The organism is Pseudomonas sp. NPDC089554 (assembly GCF_050280645.1).
Lineage (GTDB): Bacteria > Pseudomonadota > Gammaproteobacteria > Pseudomonadales > Pseudomonadaceae > Aquipseudomonas.
The window spans coordinates 1-18,177 of the sequence record NZ_JBNNVR010000033.1 but is presented as its reverse complement, the minus strand read 5'-3'; the positions used below and the strand labels follow the sequence as shown (position 1 = coordinate 18,177).

General features: G+C 65.3%; 14 protein-coding genes. 5 read left to right on the top strand and 9 right to left on the bottom strand.

Going from position 1 to position 18,177, the window contains the following annotated elements:
* Nucleotide 1: 1 nt before the first annotated feature.
* The 6 genes from ACQKPE_RS12370 to ACQKPE_RS12345 all read right to left on the bottom strand — a co-directional run bounded on the left by ACQKPE_RS12370 (nucleotide 2) and on the right by ACQKPE_RS12345 (nucleotide 10,543).
* Entirely contained in the window at nucleotides 2–733 is a 732-nt protein-coding gene (locus tag ACQKPE_RS12370) for a GntR family transcriptional regulator (RefSeq protein WP_427666164.1), read from the bottom strand.
* A 108-nt stretch (nucleotides 734–841) separates the two neighbouring features.
* On the bottom strand, nucleotides 842–2,878 hold the full coding sequence (locus tag ACQKPE_RS12365; protein ID WP_427666162.1) for a PhoX family protein: 2,037 nt from the start codon (nucleotides 2,876–2,878) through the stop codon (nucleotides 842–844).
* A 124-nt stretch (nucleotides 2,879–3,002) separates the two neighbouring features.
* Nucleotides 3,003–7,535: a hemagglutinin repeat-containing protein gene (locus tag ACQKPE_RS12360; protein ID WP_427666160.1), complete on the bottom strand. Its 4,533-nt coding sequence runs from the start codon at nucleotides 7,533–7,535 to the stop codon at nucleotides 3,003–3,005.
* 25 nt (nucleotides 7,536–7,560) lie between these two features.
* Nucleotides 7,561–9,252 carry a ShlB/FhaC/HecB family hemolysin secretion/activation protein gene (locus ACQKPE_RS12355; RefSeq protein WP_427666158.1) on the bottom strand — a complete coding sequence of 564 codons (1,692 nt, stop codon included), beginning with the start codon at nucleotides 9,250–9,252 and terminating at the stop codon, nucleotides 7,561–7,563.
* Nucleotides 9,253–9,410: 158 nt separating this feature from the next.
* Nucleotides 9,411–9,968 (bottom strand): L,D-transpeptidase family protein, encoded by a 558-nt coding sequence (locus ACQKPE_RS12350; protein ID WP_427666156.1) that lies wholly within the window; start codon nucleotides 9,966–9,968, stop codon nucleotides 9,411–9,413.
* 20 nt (nucleotides 9,969–9,988) lie between these two features.
* Nucleotides 9,989–10,543, bottom strand: a complete 555-nt coding sequence (locus ACQKPE_RS12345; protein ID WP_427666154.1) for an NUDIX hydrolase — start codon at nucleotides 10,541–10,543, stop codon at nucleotides 9,989–9,991.
* Between the two features lie 139 nt (nucleotides 10,544–10,682).
* Between ACQKPE_RS12345 and ACQKPE_RS12340 the strand changes: the two genes are divergently transcribed.
* The 4 genes from ACQKPE_RS12340 (at nucleotide 10,683) to purT (ending at nucleotide 13,306) form a co-directional block, all read left to right on the top strand.
* Nucleotides 10,683–11,282 carry a CoA pyrophosphatase gene (locus ACQKPE_RS12340; RefSeq protein WP_427666152.1) on the top strand — a complete coding sequence of 200 codons (600 nt, stop codon included), beginning with the start codon at nucleotides 10,683–10,685 and terminating at the stop codon, nucleotides 11,280–11,282.
* Nucleotides 11,283–11,327: 45 nt separating this feature from the next.
* Nucleotides 11,328–11,852 carry a gamma carbonic anhydrase family protein gene (locus ACQKPE_RS12335; protein ID WP_427666150.1) on the top strand — a complete coding sequence of 175 codons (525 nt, stop codon included), beginning with the start codon at nucleotides 11,328–11,330 and terminating at the stop codon, nucleotides 11,850–11,852.
* Nucleotides 11,845–12,039, top strand: a complete 195-nt coding sequence (locus tag ACQKPE_RS12330) for a DUF1289 domain-containing protein (protein ID WP_427666148.1) — start codon at nucleotides 11,845–11,847, stop codon at nucleotides 12,037–12,039. The genes ACQKPE_RS12335 and ACQKPE_RS12330 overlap by 8 nt, the downstream gene beginning before the upstream one ends.
* A gap of 85 nt (nucleotides 12,040–12,124) precedes the next feature.
* Entirely contained in the window at nucleotides 12,125–13,306 is a 1,182-nt protein-coding gene (gene purT, locus ACQKPE_RS12325; protein ID WP_427666146.1) for a formate-dependent phosphoribosylglycinamide formyltransferase, read from the top strand.
* A gap of 34 nt (nucleotides 13,307–13,340) precedes the next feature.
* Here purT and ACQKPE_RS12320 read toward each other — a convergent pair whose 3' ends face one another.
* The 3 genes from ACQKPE_RS12320 to ACQKPE_RS12310 all read right to left on the bottom strand — a co-directional run bounded on the left by ACQKPE_RS12320 (nucleotide 13,341) and on the right by ACQKPE_RS12310 (nucleotide 16,914).
* Entirely contained in the window at nucleotides 13,341–14,645 is a 1,305-nt protein-coding gene (locus tag ACQKPE_RS12320; protein ID WP_427666145.1) for an MFS transporter, read from the bottom strand.
* A gap of 238 nt (nucleotides 14,646–14,883) precedes the next feature.
* Nucleotides 14,884–16,095: a transporter associated domain-containing protein gene (locus tag ACQKPE_RS12315; RefSeq protein WP_427666143.1), complete on the bottom strand. Its 1,212-nt coding sequence runs from the start codon at nucleotides 16,093–16,095 to the stop codon at nucleotides 14,884–14,886.
* 9 nt (nucleotides 16,096–16,104) lie between these two features.
* Nucleotides 16,105–16,914 carry a cytochrome C assembly family protein gene (locus ACQKPE_RS12310; protein ID WP_427666141.1) on the bottom strand — a complete coding sequence of 270 codons (810 nt, stop codon included), beginning with the start codon at nucleotides 16,912–16,914 and terminating at the stop codon, nucleotides 16,105–16,107.
* A 222-nt stretch (nucleotides 16,915–17,136) separates the two neighbouring features.
* On the opposite strand from ACQKPE_RS12310, the gene ACQKPE_RS12305 reads away from it, so the two are divergent.
* A partial coding sequence (locus ACQKPE_RS12305; RefSeq protein ID WP_427666139.1) for a signal recognition particle protein occupies nucleotides 17,137–18,177 on the top strand: 1,041 nt, incomplete at its 3' end.

The window sequence follows — 18,177 nt, the reverse complement described above, 5'->3', positions numbered from 1 at the left end:
TTCAGCGCCGCAGTTCGGCGACGAAGTCGTAGTAGTCGTTGCGGCAGTAGGTGTCGGTCACTTCGATGGGGGTGTTGTCGTCGAGGTAGCCGATACGGGTCATCAGCAGCATGGCGGTGCCGGGTTCGATGCCGACCTGGGCGGCCAGTTCGGCATCGGCATTGATTGCGCGGATGTGCTGGAGCGCCCGCACCACCGGTTTGCCGAGCTGGTCCAGGTGCTGGTAGAGCGAGTCGCCCACGGCTTGTGGGTCGCCGAGCAGGCGGGCGGGCAGGGTGCTGCATTCCACCGCCATGACGATGTCATCGGCCTTGCGCAGGCGCTTGAGGCGCGCCACCTGGTCGTTGGGCGACAGCGCCAGGCGTACCAGTTCTTCGGCGCTCGGCGCGCCAATGCGGCGGTCGAGCCAGTGCGAGCTGGGCGTGAAGCCTTTCATGCGGAGCATTTCGCTGAAGCTGGAAAGGCGCGACAGCGGTTGCTCCAGGCGTGGGGTGATGAAGGTGCCGGAGCCCTGGACTCGGCGGATCAGGCCTTGCTCGAGGAGCACTTCCAAGGCTTTGCGCGCAGTGACGCGGGAAATGTCCAGGGCCTCGCTCAAGGTGCGCTCCGAAGGCAGCGCCTGCTCGGCGCTCCACTGCCCAGCATGAATGGCCTGTTCGAGGTTGCGGGCCAGTTGCAGGTACAGCGGAGTGGATGCGTTTTCGTCCGGGCGCAGGGTGGTCAATGGCTGCATGGAGGTAGAGTTCCGATATCGTCGTGGTGAAAAACTAATACCACTTAGATACCAGGTCAATACCACTGGTCTGCTGCTCGAACCCTGCGCCAGCGTTCACAGCGACCGTCAAGCCGTGCCGATTTCCCCTCCATCGAGGCGTTGGATCACCACGGTAGAGGCCCGCGGACGGACCTTGGTACCGGTCGGCGTAGCGTCGGTGGCAAGGTCGGTATAGGGCCAGTTACCTGGGTGCTGGATGTTGATGAACAAGGTCTTGTTGTCAGGGGTGAAAGCGATGCCGGTCACCTCGCAGCCATTGGGGCCGACGAAGAAGCGCCGCAGGTCGGCCTGGTTGTGCGCATCGATCGGCACCTGCTTGCCGTTGGCATCCGTCAAGGCCGTGGGAATCACTGCCAGCAACTGGTCGTTGGTATGGCGGGCCACGCTCGCTTCGCTGTTGTCGGTTTCGAACCACAGCACGCCACGGCTATCGAACAGCATGCCATCTGGGCTGGCGAACTGGTTCAGTTCGGTCAGCCCCGAGCGGTTGATGTCCGGCGCGCCGTCGGCATTGGCGCCGAACACGAAGATGTCCCAGGTGAAGCGCTGGTGATCGTCGCTGTCATGCCAGCGGATGATATGGCCATGGCGGTTCGGGCCGTGGGGGTTGGCGGCGTTCACCTGCTCCGGGGTGCGGATGGTGTTGTTGGTCAGGGTCAGGTAGGCATCGCCGTTCAGCGGGTTCACGGCGGTCCATTCCGGGCGGTCCATGGGGGTGGCGCCGAGGGCGTCGGCGGCGCCACGGGTGTTGATGATGATACCCGGCAGGTCGCCGTACAACGCACCCAGGGTGCGGCCATCGGTGGTGGCGCTGGCGCTGTCGAGCAGCAGCCACACGCCGCTGCCGTCACTGTCGAAGCGGGCCACGTAGAGTTTGCCGTGGTCCAGGTACTTGGCGCCGGTGGCCAGGCGGTCGGCTGGGTTGGCGTCGGCAGGGTCCCATGGCGCGTCGGAGACGAACTTGTAGAGGTATTCGTTGTTGGAGTCGTCGCCGCTGTACCACACCAGCGGCTTACCCGGTACTGCCAGCCCTGGGCAGCAGCCTTCGTGACGGAAACGTCCCAGGGCGGTGCGCTTCACTGCCCGAGTGGACGCATCGTAAGGGTCGATCTCGACGATGTAGCCAAAGGTGCTGGCCTCGTTGCGGTAGTCGTCCAGGGCGCTGGCGCCGCGCGGGGTGACGTCGAAGCGGGCGAACTCATCGTTCACTTCGCTGGCATCGCCTGCGGCGGTTTCCCAGCGGAACAAGGTGGTACCGGTGCTCACGCCGATACGTTCCTGGTCGGCCGGGCGCTTGGCCTTGTTGATGAACACCAGCGGCCAGTTTTCCTCGCAGGTCAGGTAGGTGCCCCACGGGGTGTAACCGTTGCCGCAGTTGTTGTTGGTGCCGCGGGTCTGGGTGCCGGTGGGCGAGAAGCGCGTCTTGACGTGCTCGGAGCCGCGCAAGGGGCCGGCGATGTCCATCAGCGAGGCGCTGGTGAAGCGGCGGTTGAGCGGGTCGTTGTGCATCACCTGCCAACGCCCGTTGACCTTGCTCAGGCGCACCACGCCCGCACCGTGGGCGTTGATTTCCTTGCGCACCTCTTCGGCCGGGCGCTTGCCATCGACCTGGGTCGGGCCGTTCGGGTGCAGGGCGGCAGGCTCGATGTATTCGAAGTTGATCGCCAGCAGGCCATCGTCGGCGCTGCCATTGATCGGGAAGAAATGCATGCCGTCATGGTTCTGGCCCATGGCGTTGGCCTGGTCGACGGCGGTGTTGCTGCCGTCGGCCTGCCACGGCCGGGCGTGGTCGTTCAGCGGCGTGCCCCAGGGCGCCAGAACGTAGGCGCTGTAGCCGGCTGCAATGGCGCAGCCGTCGGTACGGGAACCGGCAATGGACGTGAAGCCCAACTTGGGCAGTGGCGGCTGGGTAGGTTGGGGCGGGGTGGCCTGCGAGGCACTGTCGAAACAGCCTGCGAGGCCAGTGCTGGCAATCATCGCGATCGCCGCGCCCAGGCTGCCTCGCAGCACGCTGCGTCGGCTCAGGTAGGCATCCATGACGCTGGCCATTGGCAGGTTGCCGCTTGGGTTGCGGTCCAGTTTGTCGCCGGTCTCTCGACTCATCAGGGTGTCCTTGTGTTGGCTGAGTGTGAGCGAACGGCGACTTTAAAACCTGGGTATGACGGTTATCTGACAAAAAGGTTAACAGGGTTTGAGTGAGGTGCAGGGCCGGCCTGCACCTACCCACTTATCGTTCGTGTTTGGCCTGCACGTTCGAGGTCCACTGCTCGGTGCGGTTGTGCCCGCTGGTGCGCAGCAGCCCGAGGTCCAGAGCATTCTCCCCACCTGCACTGCCCTTGCCCTTGGCGATGTCGGCGATGGCGGTGCCGAGGTCTACGGGCGAGTTGGAGGCATCCACCGAGACGTCGCGGCGGTAGTCGCTGCCGCTGAGGGTCTCCCGGCTGACGCTGCTGGCGCGCAGGTCCACGTTACCTGCGACCGATTGCACCCGTGCGCCGACCAGTCGTGCCTCGCCCCCCACGTTCAGCTCGACCCCGTCGCTGCCCTTGAGGGTAGTTTGGTGGGCCACGGTGTCGCGTTGCTGATGCGACAGCTCGAGCTTGAACGTGGGCGAAAGGCCGGGCTCGGCCTTGCTGGCCGTTGCACTGACCTTGTCGCTCAGCTCACCCTTGGCGGGCCCGGCGAGAGCGTTGACCGCATTGGCGTAGCCTTGTGGGCTCTTCTCCTGGCTCAGGCGACCATCAGCGTTGACGCTCAGATGATCGATGCGGTCCTTGCGGCTGGCCAGCAGCAGGTCGCCACCGACGTTGCCGGTGATGTGCCCGGCCTCCAGGCTGGCGCCCTCTATACGGGTATCGCCACGGCTTTGCAGGTCGATGTGGTCGGCGCGCAAGGTGCTGGCGTTCCAGGTCTGGTCGTTGCGTTTGTCCAGGCCGACCTGTAGCCGACCGTGCAGACCACGGGTGCCTGCGTCCGAGGTTTCGCCTGCGGTGAGGTTGAAGCCTGCGCCAGCGCTGATGTCGAGGTTGTCGCGGTATGCCTGGTTGTCGGCTGCCTCGATACGCATGCCGCCATGGCTGGCGTTGAGTTCGATGCGCTGGGCCGACGCCTGCAACCCCTCCAGGTGCAAGGCGACGTCCTCGCGGCCGCTGCTGTTCATTTGCAGCGTGCCGCTGCTGGCAATGCTGGCGCCGGTGGCATTGCTGTCGCGCTCCTGTTGCTTGCCATGGGTGAAGTGCCCACCCAGGGCGCCGCCCTGGCCGGTGCCTTGCCGGACACCCAGCTCCAGGCCGCCGCCGAGCCTGCCGCCGCTTGCCTCGGCGGTGTCACGGGCAGCCTTGACCTGAAGCAGCCCGCCGCTGTCGAGTTGCACACCGGCCACTGGCGCTTCGCGGCTGCCAATACGGGTGCCTTCGAGCAGCAGGTCGCGAGCCGCGCCTAGCGTGACGCTGCCTTTGGCATCGACCTGGGCTGCCTGGGCAGTGCTGGTGCTGGCCCGGCGCTGTTCGTGGTCAAGGTAGCCGCGGGTGTCGAGGCCGGTACCAGTAGGGCGGTTGCCGCCCTTGGCCCAGGCGTTGCCATCCAGTTGCCGCGACTGGCCGGTGGTGTGGTCGGAGGCCTGTGCCAGGGTCAGCTTGCCAGCGCTGTGCATCGAGACATCGCCGTCGCCTGCATCGATGCGCGTGCCTTCATAAGCGCCGTCGCTGCCCAGTTGTACCTGGATACCCTGCTGGCCATAGAGGCTGCCGACCCGCGCGGTGTCGCCGGTGTCCTGGCGCTCGAGCGAACCGCCCTTGCCCGCCAGGCGTGCGTTCACATCGCTGCCGGTGCTGGTATCGACCCGCGCATCGCCGCCGAAGCTCAGGCGCTGCACCTGTTCGTGTCGTTGGTTTCGCGCAGCGTTCATCTGGTGTTGGTTGGCATCGATGCGCAGGGTGCCGGTTTCAGCACGCCACGCCGTGCCTTCATCCTGGATGCGATCAGCCCTCACCTGAACCGAGCCGCCAGACAGCTCGCTGACCTGGGCGAACCCTCGACGCTGGTTTTCCAGGCGCTTGAGGTGGTCGATGGTCATTTCGCCACCGACGCTCGGTGGCGCCATGGCGTCCTCGGGCGAGGCCTGCTGGAAGCGCGCAGCCTCTTCGCCGAGCACCAGGCGTTCGATGGGGCGGGTCAGGTCGCGGTATTCCACGCTGGCGCCGAGGCTGGCCTGCCAGTCGCGGTTCAGTTGCTGGCGCTCGTGGATATCTTGCACGGCGCGATTCTCGAGGGTTTCAGTATTGACCTGCAAACGCTCGCCGGCCTTGACCTTGGCAGCCTCGGTCACCAGCGTGTGGGTGTCGATGTTCAGGTCGCCGCTGGCTTTCAGGGTGCTGCCTTGTACCTTGCTGTCGCGTTCGGTCACCTGCTCCAGGCGGTCGTGGCCTTCGAAGGCGCTGCCAAGTCTGTCGATGCCGCCGGTCAGCGCCAGGCCGCCACCGCTCTGGCGCGTTTCGCTGCGGATCTGCTGTTCGTTGCGAGTGGCCCCCAAGGTGATCTGTGGTGCCTTGATGTCGAGGTCACCGGAAACGGCTTCGACGTGCGAGCCATTGACCTGCAGATGGGCGCCGCTGTTCAAGTCGACCGAGGCACCCTTGAGCACGCTGGCGACCTGGGTGGTTTCGCTGACTTTCTTCTGGGTATTGGTGACGTCGTAGCCGAGGCTGACGCTGTACTGCCTGGACTCCGGCTTGCCGTCCTGGGCCTCCTGGGTTTGCTTGGCACTAGCGCTCAAGCCCCGTTGGTGGGTGGTGGTGTCGCTGTCGTTGCGTACCTGGGCGCTGTCGACGCGCAGGTCGCCCTTGGCGTCGACCTGTAGCTGCTTGCCGGCCTCGACCTTGGCACCCTGGATGCGCAGTTCCTCGGCGCTGGCCAGGCGCAGGTTGCTGCTGGAGACGATATCGCTGGCCAACACTTGCTGCTGGTCGGTGGTTTGCTGGTGTTCGTTGGCGAACAGGCCGAACAGCTTGCTGTTGCGCTCGCGCTCGGTCGCGGTGGACTGGTTGTGGTCGGCCTCGATCGCCAGGGCACCCTTGTCGCTGTAGAGCACAGCGTCGTCCTTGGCCATGACCTGGCTGCCCTTGACCGCGACCTGCTCGGCGAACACCTCGAGCTTGCCACCGGCGTTCACGGCACTGCCGAGCCTGCTTTGACCTTGCAGGTCGACATCGCTGTTCTCACCGAAGAACGCACCTGAGACCAGGTCGCCGCTGTAGTTGTTGTCGTTGCGGGTTTGCTGTTGGGTCGTGGTGCCGATATCGACCTGTTTGCCGGTCAGGCTCATGTCGCCTTGCGCAGTGACCTGGCTGCCCTGCACCTTGAGGGTGTCTCCGGCCTTGGCCACCAGGGTGGCGCCGCTGAGCGCGCTGGGCTTGGCGGTTTCCTGGTAGTGCTCGGTGTCGCTGGTGCCGCGCCACAGGTGCTTGCGGTGGCGCACCTGTTCCTCGGTACGTCGGCTTTCGACGCCTGCTTCTATATCCAGGCGCTGGGCGCTGTCGAGGTTCAGTTCGCCGCCTGCCTGGAGCTGGCTGGCCACCAGCTTCATGTCGTCGCCCGATTGCAGTGTAAGCCGCTCATCGGCGTGCAGGCGGGTGCCCTCCAGGGTGCGGTCGGTGGTGCTGCGCTGGCGCTCGTAGGTTTCGGTGGTGACGAACAGCCACTTCTTGTTCCAGCTTTCCTGGTCGCGCTCGATGTTTTCCCGTTCCTCGGCGTCCAGGGTCAGCTTCTTGCCTGCCTTGAGCTCGACCTTGCTGCCTTTGCCCTGGGCAGCACTTAGCTGCAGGTCATCGGCGGCGGTAAGGAGCAGGTCGCCCTGGGCACTTTGCAAGTCGGCGACCTTCTGGCCATCGCCACTGATCTGCAAGTCACCCGCCGAGCTGATGGCAATATCCTCCCGTGCGCGGACGTCGACCGCACCCACGCGCACACCGGCCCCTTCGCCGGTGCTGATGATGCGTATACGCCCGGCATGCATGGCGCCGAACAGCTTGGCATCGATGGTCGCCGGCGTGCCTGGCAGGTGTTGCAGGACTTCTGCGCTGGCGGCGTCGAGCAGGTTGTGCCCGACCGTGATGTTCAGGTCGTCCTTGGCGCGCAGCGGGCCTTGGTTGTCGATGCGCGGGGCGATCAGCTCCAGCGCTCCGGATGAGTTGCTCTGGCCAAAGCCCTGCACGGTGAGGGTGCCGTCGGCATTGAGGGTGTCGAGAAAACGCAATTGCTGCTCCTGGATCTTTGGTATACCGACGACGAAGCCGGCCCGTGTGGTGTTGATGAAACTGCCGCCGTTGAGGGTGATGCCGTTGGGGTTGGCGAGGATGTAGTCGGCGGGGCGGCCGAAGATTTCCTGGGGGCCTTCGATCAGCGAGGCATTGCGGCTGATCACTTCGTTGAGGATGGTCGAGGCGGCGTGGCCCTGGAACTGGGGGTTGGCGGCAAGGTGGCCGGCCAGTGCCGACTCGCCAGCGTGCAGCGAGTTGTTCAGCACCGCACCGGCCTGGCCAACGTTGTAGTCGACGTACTGGTTGTGCGAGAGCCCGGTGGCGTTGGGCGCGACGATGCCGACCACCGCGACGCCGTTGACCTGGTCTATCAGCGGTGTGCCGCCGGGGCCGAGGCTGGGTTGAATGCCACTTGTGGCAAGCAGTTGGGGGGAGGCGCCCAAGGCGCCGAGGAAGACGGCCCAGCGCAGTGGGTCGGGACGTGTTGTTGGGTTGGAATTCACGTTGTTCTCTCTTTTGTTGGGTGAATCACAGGGTCAGGGTCCAATCCAGCACCCAGAAACCGCGCTCCAGGGCACTGCGCGGCTGGCCGCTGAGGTGCAAGGGGCGCTGGTAGTCCAGGCGCAGGCGGGTATCGGGGCGGCTGATTTCCACGCCCAGCGCGGCACCGGCCAGGCGTTGTGTCGTGCGATGGCCGGGCGCGCGCAGTTCGCTGTAGCGTCCCCAGCCAAGGTCCAGGCCCAGGTGCGGGCGGACCTCTGCTGCGCTGAGCAGGGCCAGGGGATAGCTCAAGGTGTTACGCCAGACGGCACCGCTGGCGCCGCTGACTACGTGCTGGCGAAAGCCGCGCACGGCCTGGTCGTCGGTCAATGGCATCTGCTCGACGGCCGGCAGCAGGTCGGGGCTGTATTGCAGGCTCAGCTCGCTCGCCCAGCGCCAGGGCTGCTGTGGTGGGCCGCTGCGCAGGTGCATCAGGCTGGCGCGGTACTTGCGAAAGGCCGGCTCCGGGGCCATTCGACCGAGGGGCGAGCGGTCGGCACCGAACCAGCCAAGGCCGTGCGACAGGCCGAGGTAGCCCATCCACACGCCGTCGCCGAGCCATAGCAGGTTCAGCCCGGCTTCGAGCGTGGTGAGGGTCGGGCTCTGTTGGCCCAGGTACACGCTGCCCAGGCGATTGACCAGGCGTTTGTGGTCCAGGCGCAGGCTGCTGCTGACGAGGCCTTGCGCGTTGCGCCAGAGCAGGCGCTCGATGCTCACGCCTGCCAGCTGGCTGCTGCCGCTGCTGCTCTGGCGGCCACCGGGCAGGGGGGCGCGGTAGGCGAGCTGGCTGGCATTCAGGGCGAAGGTCCAGAGGCCGTAGGGCAGGCTGTAGTAGAGGTTGCTGCCGAACATTCGGCCTGGGGCGTCGAGTACGGGGAAGACCCGCGACAGACGCAGCTCGTCGTTCAGGCCCAGAGGGCTGTCGAGGCCCAGGCCGAGTGTCAGGCGGTGACGGCCGGTGAGGTCGCTGCCACGGTTGTCCAGGCGGCTGTCCAAATGCCAGCGTGCTGTCGCCGGGCGCTGCGAAGCAAGCACCACCTGCGTGCCACCTGGCGCCTCGCCGGGCAGCAGCTTGACACCCAGGTCGAAAGCACGCAGGCGGTTGAGCTGGTCCAGGCCCTGTTCGAGGTCAGGCAGGTACAGCGGCTGGCCGAGCAGGCTGGGAAAGGCACCGCGCAGCGAAAGCGGCAGGTCGTCGTGCAGTTCGATGGACTCGACGAAGCCCTCGGCAATGAAGATGAACAGCGGCTCGCCTGCCTGGCGCGTTCGTGCCAGCAGTGGGCGGCTCAGCGGGTAACCGGCCAGCACGTAGCGTTCGGTAATGGCCTTGAGCAACGCGTTGATGGCGGCAGCGTTCATGCAGGGCCGTAGCAGAGGTTTCAGCGCCTGTTCGAGTGCTGGGGTGGGCAGTAACCGGTTGCCGGCAAGGCGCACGCCGGGGATGGGCCAGCAGGCGTCAGCACTGGGCGAGGGCTGCCTGGTCGGCTCACTGGCATCAGGTTGCGCGGGGCGCTGCCAGCGTTCCAGGCGCTGCTGCTGCTCGAGTTGGCGCAGCTCGCGTTGCTGGTCGCGCAGTTGGGTGCTGCCGGGGTCATTGGCGAGGGCCGTGCAGGGCGACAACAGGGCGGCGATCAAGCCGACCGTGCTCGGTCGTACGGCAGGAAAAGGCGGTATCCGCATGGGAAAAATCCACAAAGCTTGTACGGTTGAGGTACTCGACTGAGTGGATTCTAGGAAGATGGGACGTTGCCTGGATGCGGTCCCGTGCTCTGACTAAAGTCAGGTAAGTTTCTGAATTGCGTAGGGAAATTCCTGCAAATTGTGCAGGAAGTAGGACGCTACGGGCGGATCTCGATCAGCGTGCCGTCCTTGACCATGCTCCAGACCTCGCGCATATCGCCATTGCGCATGGCGATGCAGCCTTCGGTCCAGTCCAGGGTGTGGAAGTACCACTCCGGGTACTCTTCGTCGATCGGCGTGCCGTGGATCATGATCATGCTGCCGGGGTTGCGGCCCTCGCGACGCGCCGTGGCGGCATCGCTGATGTTCGGGTAGGAGATGTGCATGGACAGGTTGTAGCGGTCGCTGGTCTTGCGCCAGTCGAGCCAGTAGAAGCCCTCGGGGGTCTTCATGTCGCCCTCGCGTTCCTTGTGCCCCTTGGGCTGCTTGCCCAGGGAGATGCGGTAGGTCTTCAGCGGTTCGCCCCGGCTTATCAGTTGCAGGCGGCGCTCGGACTTGATCACCAGCACCTTGTCGATCAGCGGCTGGGTGGTCGTCGAGTTGGGCGTGGATTGCACCGGCTTGCCCGGTTGCGGGTTGCGGATGATGGTCTCGGTGAAAGCCGCCTGAGACAGCGAGGTGACGCCAAGGCAGAGAAGAGCGAGCAACCAGCGCATGAAAACCGTATCCCTGAAAACTAGGAGGTGGACGACGAGACGTTCATCGGCGGCAGGTATTCATGGCCTACGGGGTACTGCTGCCCGATGCGGTCGCGATAATAGCATTCTAGTGTGCGGGCGATGGTGCGGAAAGCCAGCTCGTCCCAAGGCACCTCGTGCTCCTCGAACAACCGCACCTCCAGGCTTTCGACGCCGACGGCGAAATCCAGGTCGGCAAGCTCGGCGCGAAAGAACACGTGCACATGGTTGATGTGCGGGATGTCGAACAGCTGGTACAGGCTCAGTGGGCCCAGCCGTGCACAGGCTTCCTCGACGGTTTCGCGACGAGCGGCTTGCTCCATCGTTTCGCCGTTCTCCATGAAGCCGGCCGGCAAGGTCCAGAAGCCGCGGCGCGGCTCGATGGCGCGGCGGCACAGCAGCACCTGGGTGCCCCAGGTGGGCAGCACCCCGGCGACGATGTTGGGGTTCTGGTAATGGATGGTCTGGCAGTGATCGCAAACGTATCGTAGGCGGCTGTCGCCCTCGGGAACCCGCTGGATGACCGGTTGGCCGCACGCGCTGCAGAATTTCATGCTTTTCTTCCTTATGGACCCGGCTATCTTGGCGCGGTCGACGCCTTGCCCGCAAGCGCCCAGGGCTTGGGTGCCTTGCGGCTTTGGTGCATCATGCACGCCAGCCCTTGGAATCAGCCCCTGGAATCGAGAGTGCGTAATGCTGGACGAGCTTCTTCGCCGAATGAGCAACCACACCCCCGCATTGCTGGAGACGGACCACCGTTTTCCGGAGGCCGCGGTGTTGCTGCCCATTACCCGTAGCGAAGAGCCGGAGCTGGTGCTGACGCTGCGGGCCAAGGGGCTTTCCACCCATGGTGGCGAAGTGGCCTTCCCCGGTGGACGACGCGACCCGGAAGATCCGGACCTGGTGTTCACCGCGCTGCGTGAGGCCGAGGAAGAAATCGGCCTGCCCCCCGGGCTGGTCGAGGTGCTTGGCCCGCTCAGCCCGCTGATTTCCCTGCACGGCCTGAAGGTGACGCCATTCGTCGGGCTGATTCCCGATTACGTCGAATACCACGCCAACGATGCCGAGATCGCCGCGGTGTTCACCGTTCCGTTGTCGTTCTTTCGCCAGGACCCGCGCGACCACACCCACCGTATCGACTACCAGGGCCGCAGTTGGTACGTGCCCAGCTACCGTTATGGCGAATACAAGATCTGGGGGCTGTCGGCGATCATGATCGTCGAGCTGGTCAACCTGCTGTACGACGCTGGCATCAGCCTGCACCAGCCCCCCGAGCGTTTCATCCAGAACTGAGCGGGGCTGACCCCGCCGCCTGCGTTCAACCGTGAGGAGCGACACATGAAATACCGCCTGGGCGACCTGCGCGTCGAAGCCCACCCCACCAGCTGGGCCGCGCCCAACGCCACGCTGATCGGCAAGGTGCGCCTGCAGGCGCGTGCCAGCGTGTGGTTCGGCGCGGTACTGCGCGGCGACAACGAGCTGATCGACATCGGCGAGGACAGCAACGTGCAGGACGGCACGGTGATGCACACCGACATGGGCGTGCCACTGACCCTCGGCAAGGGCGTGACCGTCGGCCACAACGCCATGCTGCATGGCTGCACGGTGGGCGACTACAGCCTGATCGGTATCAATGCGGTGATCCTCAACGGCGCGCGCATCGGCAAGCACTGCATCATCGGCGCCAATGCGCTGATCGCCGAAGGCAAGGAAATTCCTGATGGCTCACTGGTGATGGGCTCGCCGGGCAAGGTGGTGCGCGAGCTGACCGATGCGCAGAAGCGCATGCTCGAAGCCAGTGCCGCGCATTACGTGCACAACGCCCAGCGCTATGCCCGCGACCTGGTGGTCGACGATGAGTGACCAGGAACGCCCGGTGGCCTCGCCTTGCGTCAACGTATGCGCACTGGACGAACAGGATGTGTGCATCGGCTGCCAGCGCACTGTGCAGGAAATCACCCAGTGGTCGCGCATGGACAACCCGCAGCGGCGCCAGGTGCTCAGCTTGTGCCATGAGCGGGCACTGGCGGCGGGGCTGGTCATCGGCTGAAGGTCTGCGGAGCGCTCGAAACCTGATGTAGAATACGGTCCTTTTTCAGCGGGCAGCCTGCCCACGATGCCTTCGAGGACCTGAAATGACCCGTATCGGAACCCCATTGTCGCCCACCGCGACCCGCGTATTGCTGTGTGGCTGCGGCGAGCTGGGCAAGGAAGTGGTGATCGAGCTGCAGCGCCTGGGTGTCGAGGTGATTGCCGTGGACCGCTACGCCAACGCCCCGGCCATGCAGGTCGCGCACCGCAGCCATGTCATCAACATGCTCGACGGCGTGGCGCTGCGCGCCGTGATCGAGGCCGAGAAGCCACACTACATCGTGCCGGAAATCGAAGCCATTGCTACCGCCACCCTGGTGGAGCTGGAGAACGAAGGCTTCAACGTGGTGCCCACCGCCCGCGCCACCCAGCTGACCATGAACCGCGAAGGCATTCGCCGCCTGGCTGCCGAAGAGCTGGACCTGCCCACCTCGCCGTACCACTTCGCCGATACCTTCGAAGACTACTCCAAGGCCGTGGCCGACCTGGGCTACCCCTGCGTTGTGAAGCCGGTGATGAGCTCGTCGGGCAAGGGCCAGAGCCTGCTGCGTGGTGTCGATGACTTGCAGAAAGCCTGGGACTACGCCCAGGAAGGCGGCCGGGCCGGCAAGGGGCGGGTGATCATCGAAGGCTTCATCGACTTCGAATACGAAATCACCCTGCTGACCGTGCGCCATGTGGGCGGCACCACTTTCCTGCAACCGGTTGGTCACCGCCAGGAGAAGGGCGACTACCAGGAGTCGTGGCAGCCCCAGGCCATGAGCGAGAAGGCCCTGGCCGAGTCGCAGCGTGTGGCCCAGGCGGTCACCGATGCGCTGGGCGGCCGTGGCCTGTTCGGCGTCGAGCTGTTCGTCAAGGGCGACCAGGTGTGGTTCAGCGAAGTCTCGCCGCGCCCGCACGACACGGGCCTGGTGACCCTGATCTCCCAGGACCTGTCGCAGTTCGCCCTGCACGCCCGCGCCATCCTCGGCCTGCCGATTCCGGTGGTGCGCCAGTTCGGCCCGTCGGCCTCGGCGGTGATCCTGCCGCAGGGCAACTCGCAGCAAACCGCCTTCGCCAACCTGGGCGCAGCCCTGAGCGAGCCGGACACTGCCATCCGCCTGTTCGGCAAGCCGGAAATCGCCGGCCAGCGCCGCATGGGGGTGTGCCTGGCGCGTGATGAGTCGATCGAGGCCGCACGGGCCAAGGCGACCCGAGCTTCGCAGGCGGTGAAGGTAGAGTTCTGATGTGACGAGGGGCCGCAAAGCGGCCCCCTGTTCGTTATAGCGAGGTGTCGCGGGTTTCCTTCAGGCACAGCACGGCAATCAGGCTGAGCACCGCCGCCGCCGACACATAGCCCCCCACCCAGCTCAACCCCCCCATGCTCACCAACTGCTGGGCAAAGAACGGTGCCGCCGAGGCGCCGACGATACCGCCCAGGTTGTAGGCCGCCGAGGCCCCGGTGTAGCGCACGTGGGTCGGGAACAGCTCAGGCAGCAGTGCGCCCATCGGTGCGAAGGTGATGCCCATCAGGAACAGCTCGATGGCCAAAAACAGCGCCACGCCAGTGGTCGAGCCCGAGGTCAGCAGCGGTTCCATGGTGAAGCCCGAGGCCACCGCCAGCAGGCCGCCGACGATCAACACTGGCTTGCGCCCGTAGCGGTCGCTCAGCCAGGCCGACAGCGGCGTGGCCAGGGCCATGAAGACCACGGCGAAGCACAGCATGCCGAGGAAGCTTTCACGGCTGTAGCCCAGGGTCGACACCCCGTAGCTCAGCGAAAATACCGTCGAGATATAGAACAGCGCGTAGCACACCACCATGGCGCCTGCGCCCAGCAGGGTCGGCACCCAGTATTGGCGGAAAAGCTCCACTACCGGCATCTTCACGCGTTCCTTGCGTGCCACGGCCTTGGCGAACACCGGGCTTTCCTCGAGCTTCAGACGTACATACAGGCCGACCAGCACCAGCGCGGCGCTGAGCAGGAACGGGATGCGCCAGCCCCACTCACGGAACTGCTCGTCGCTGAGCACCAGGGCCAGGGTCAGGAACAGGCCGTTGGCGGCCAGGAAGCCAATCGACGGGCCCAACTGCGGGAACATGCCGAACCAGGCACGCTTGCCTGGCGGGGCGTTCTCGGTGGCCAGCAAGGCCGCGCCACCCCATTCGCCGCCCAACCCCAGGCCCTGGCCGAAGCGCAGCACGCAGAGGATGATCGGCGCCCACACACCGATGCTGTCGTAGCCCGGCAGTACGCCGATCAGCGTGGTGGAGACGCCCATCAGCAGCAGCGAGGCCACCAGGGTGGACTTGCGCCCGATGCGGTCGCCGAAATGGCCGAACAGCGCCGAGCCCAGGGGCCGGGCGAGGAAGGCGATGCCGAAGGTGAGGAACGCCGCGAGCATCTGCGCGGTGCCGGAACCGGAGGGGAAGAACACCGGGCCGATCACCAGGGCGGCGGCAGTGGCATAGACGTAGAAATCGTAGAACTCGATGGCGGTGCCGATGAAGCTTGCGGTGGCTACCCGAGTAGGCGAGTTGGTGGGGGTGGAGGGTGTTTCGTCGGCATAGGTACTGCTGGTCGTCATGCGTAGGTCCCTGACAGTCGTTTGCCCTGGGCACAGGCATCAACGCGCAGGCCGCAGGCATATTGTTGTTGGTCGTCCGACTGACGATAGCCCAAGGAGGGTAGGGGCGGGGAGCGCAGGCTGGTCGGGGTGTGACGCAGTGCCGCGAGGGGTGTCAGTGGAACGGACTGGCCGTGGGGCGCCGGGTGCGGGTAAGCGGGCGGGACGGCGGGGCTGGGTAAGCGTGAGGCGAGTATATCTAGCGGGTTATGGACCAGGCCAGCACCTTGCTGGCGCAATTGTCCTCGGTTTCGAGGATTTCCATGCGGTAACGGCCGATCTTCAGGCACACCGCGCTTTCCGGGATGCTCTCCAGCGCTTCGGTGACCAGGCCGTTGAGGGTCTTGGGGCCGCCGTCGCAGGGCAGGTGCCAGCCCAGGCTACGGTTCAGCTCGCGCAGCGAGGCAGCGCCGTCGATCACGAAGCAGCCATTGGGTTGTGGGTGGATGTGCGGGTTGTCCAGGCTGTGCTCGTCCTCGAACTCGCCGACGATTTCCTCGAGGATGTCCTCCAGGGTGACGATGCCCAGCACCTCGCCATACTCGTCCACCACCACGCCGAGGCGCCGCTGCTGCTTGTGGAAGTTCAGCAGTTGCAGTTGCAGGGGCGTGCTTTCGGGCACGAAGTACGGCTCGTAGCAGGCCGCCTGGAGCTGCTCGAGGGTCAGCTCGGCACGTGGCAGCAGGTGGCTGATGAGCTTGGTGTTGAGGACCGCTTCGACCTGGTTGATGTCGTTGTGATACACCGGCAGGCGGGTGTGACGGCTGACGATCAGTTGCTCGATAATGCGCTCGATCGGCTCGTCCAGGTTGACGCCATCCACTTCGTTGCGGGGCACCAGGATGTCGTTGACGGTGATCTTGTCCAGCGCCTGGAGGCCTTGGAGCAGGCCAGTGCCTTGGGGTGCAGGGGGGGCGTCTTCATCTTCGTCGACATCCTCCTGCGCGTGCAGCGCCACCGCGTTGGGCTGCCCGCGAAAGGGCCGCAGGAGCAGCTTGGCAAGGCCGTCGAGCAGGTAGGCCAGGGGTTGCAGGGCCACCAGTGGCAGCTTCAAAAGGCTGCCACCGAGGTTCACCAAGGCCTGCGGATTGCGTCGAGCCAGGCGACGGGGCAGGTATTCGGTGAGCACCAGCAGCGTCAGGACCACCGTCAGCCCGGCCAGCCAGAAGCCGTGTTCGCCGCTATGGCGTTGGCCGAGCAGGCAGGCCAGCCCCAGTACCAGCCACTTGCCGAGGCTGGCGCAGAGCACCAGGGCCTGGGCGGGCAGGGCCGTTTGCTCGGGTTCGCGGCCGTTGCCGTTGGTATGCCCATTGAGCTGCTGGCGGGCAGCATCGACAGCGCTGAACAGCATCGACCAGAGCAGCGCCAGTGCCAGGGTGCCGAGCAGTGGGGTATACGGCAGGGTGTCCATGGTCGGCCGTCAGATATGCAGGATGAATTCGCGGACCAGCTTGCTGCCGAAATAGGCCAGCATCAGCAGGCAGAAACCGGCGAGGGTCCAGCGGATCGCCTTGTGGCCTCGCCAACCCAGGCGGGTGCGCCCCCACAGCAGCACGCTGAATACCACCCAGGCCAGGCAGGCCAGGGAGGTCTTGTGCACCAGGTGCTGGGCGAACAGGTTGTCGAGGAACAGCCAGCCCGACAACAGCGACAGCGACAGCAGCACCCAGCCGGCCCAGAGGAAGCCGAACAGCAGGCTTTCCATGGTTTGCAACGGTGGGAAATTGCGAATCAGGCCCGAGGGGTGCTTGTGCTTGAGCTGGTGGTCCTGCAAAAGCAGCAGCAAGGCCTGGAACACGGCGATGGTGAATACGCCGTAGGCCAGGATCGACAACAGGATATGCGCCAGGATACCCGGTTCTTCGTTGATCAGCGGTACCGTACCGGGGGGGGCGAACTGGGACAGCAGGGCCGTCACCGCACCCAGTGGGAACAGCAGTACCAGCAGGTTTTCCACCGGAATGCTCAGGCAGGCGAGCAGGGTCAGGGCAATGACCGCCGCTGCGATCAGGCTGGCGGCGCTGAAGAAGTCGAGGCTCAGGCCCAGCGGGGTCAGCAACTGGAAGAACAAGGCAGCCGAATGACCCAGTACGGCGATGACGCCCAGCAGGCCGAGCAGCCGTTTATCGGCTTTTACGCCTTGCGCCAGGCGCGAGCCCTGGTAGGCGGTGGCGGCTATATAAAGGACGACCGCGAGCAGGTTGGGGATGAGGCTGGGTGAGGAGAGCATAGGTCCAGTCAGGCGAGCCCTTAAAGGGAGTGAGTGTGGCATAGAACGCGGCTGGCAAGGAAGACTGCGAAAAGCCCGGCCCTGACAGTCGACCGGCTGGCGCCAAGGTGTGCGCCGCCGTCGCACTCCGTTATAATGCTCGGCTTGCTGTGCTCGACGAACCTATCCGTTCGCCGGGGCGCCTGAAAAACCTCGGCTTCACTGGGCCTTGAAAGGATCACCATGTTCGAAAACCTGACCGACCGCCTGTCACAGACGCTGCGCCATGTTACCGGCAAGGCCAAGCTGACCGAAGACAACATCAAGGACACGCTGCGCGAAGTGCGCATGGCCCTGCTCGAGGCCGACGTCGCCCTGCCGGTAGTCAAGGATTTCGTCAACAGCGTCAAGGAGCGTGCGGTCGGCACCGAGGTGTCGCGCAGCCTGACGCCGGGCCAGGCGTTCGTGAAGATCGTCCAGGCCGAGCTGGAAAGCCTGATGGGCGCGGCCAACGAAGACCTTTCGCTGAATGCCACACCGCCTGCCGTGGTGTTGATGGCTGGTCTGCAAGGTGCCGGTAAAACCACCACTGCCGGCAAACTGGCGCGCTTCCTTAAAGAACGCAAGAAGAAGAGCGTGATGGTGGTCTCGGCCGACGTCTACCGTCCGGCGGCGATCAAGCAGCTGGAAACCCTGGCCAATGACATCGGCGTGACCTTCTTCCCGTCCGACATCAGCCAGAAGCCGGTGGCGATCGCCGAGGCCGCCATCCGCGAGGCCAAGCTCAAGTTCATCGACGTGGTGATCGTCGACACCGCCGGCCGTTTGCACATCGATGCCGACATGATGGACGAGATCAAGGCCCTGCACGCCTCGGTCAAACCGGTCGAGACGCTGTTCGTGGTCGACGCCATGACCGGCCAGGACGCCGCCAACACCGCCAAAGCCTTCGGCGATGCCCTGCCGCTGACCGGCGTGGTGCTGACCAAGGTCGACGGTGATGCCCGTGGCGGTGCAGCGCTGTCGGTACGTGCCATCACCGGCAAGCCGATCAAGTTCATCGGTATGGGCGAGAAGAGTGAGGCGCTGGAGCCGTTCCACCCCGACCGTATCGCCTCGCGCATCCTCGGCATGGGCGACGTGCTCAGCCTGATCGAGCAGGCCGAGCAGACCATCGACAAGGCCAAGGCCGACAAGCTCGCCAATGCCGATGTACTGCGCTTCGCTGACCGGCCCGCGGGTGAACGGGTTGGTGAACAGGCTGTGCTTGACCACGCAGTTGGC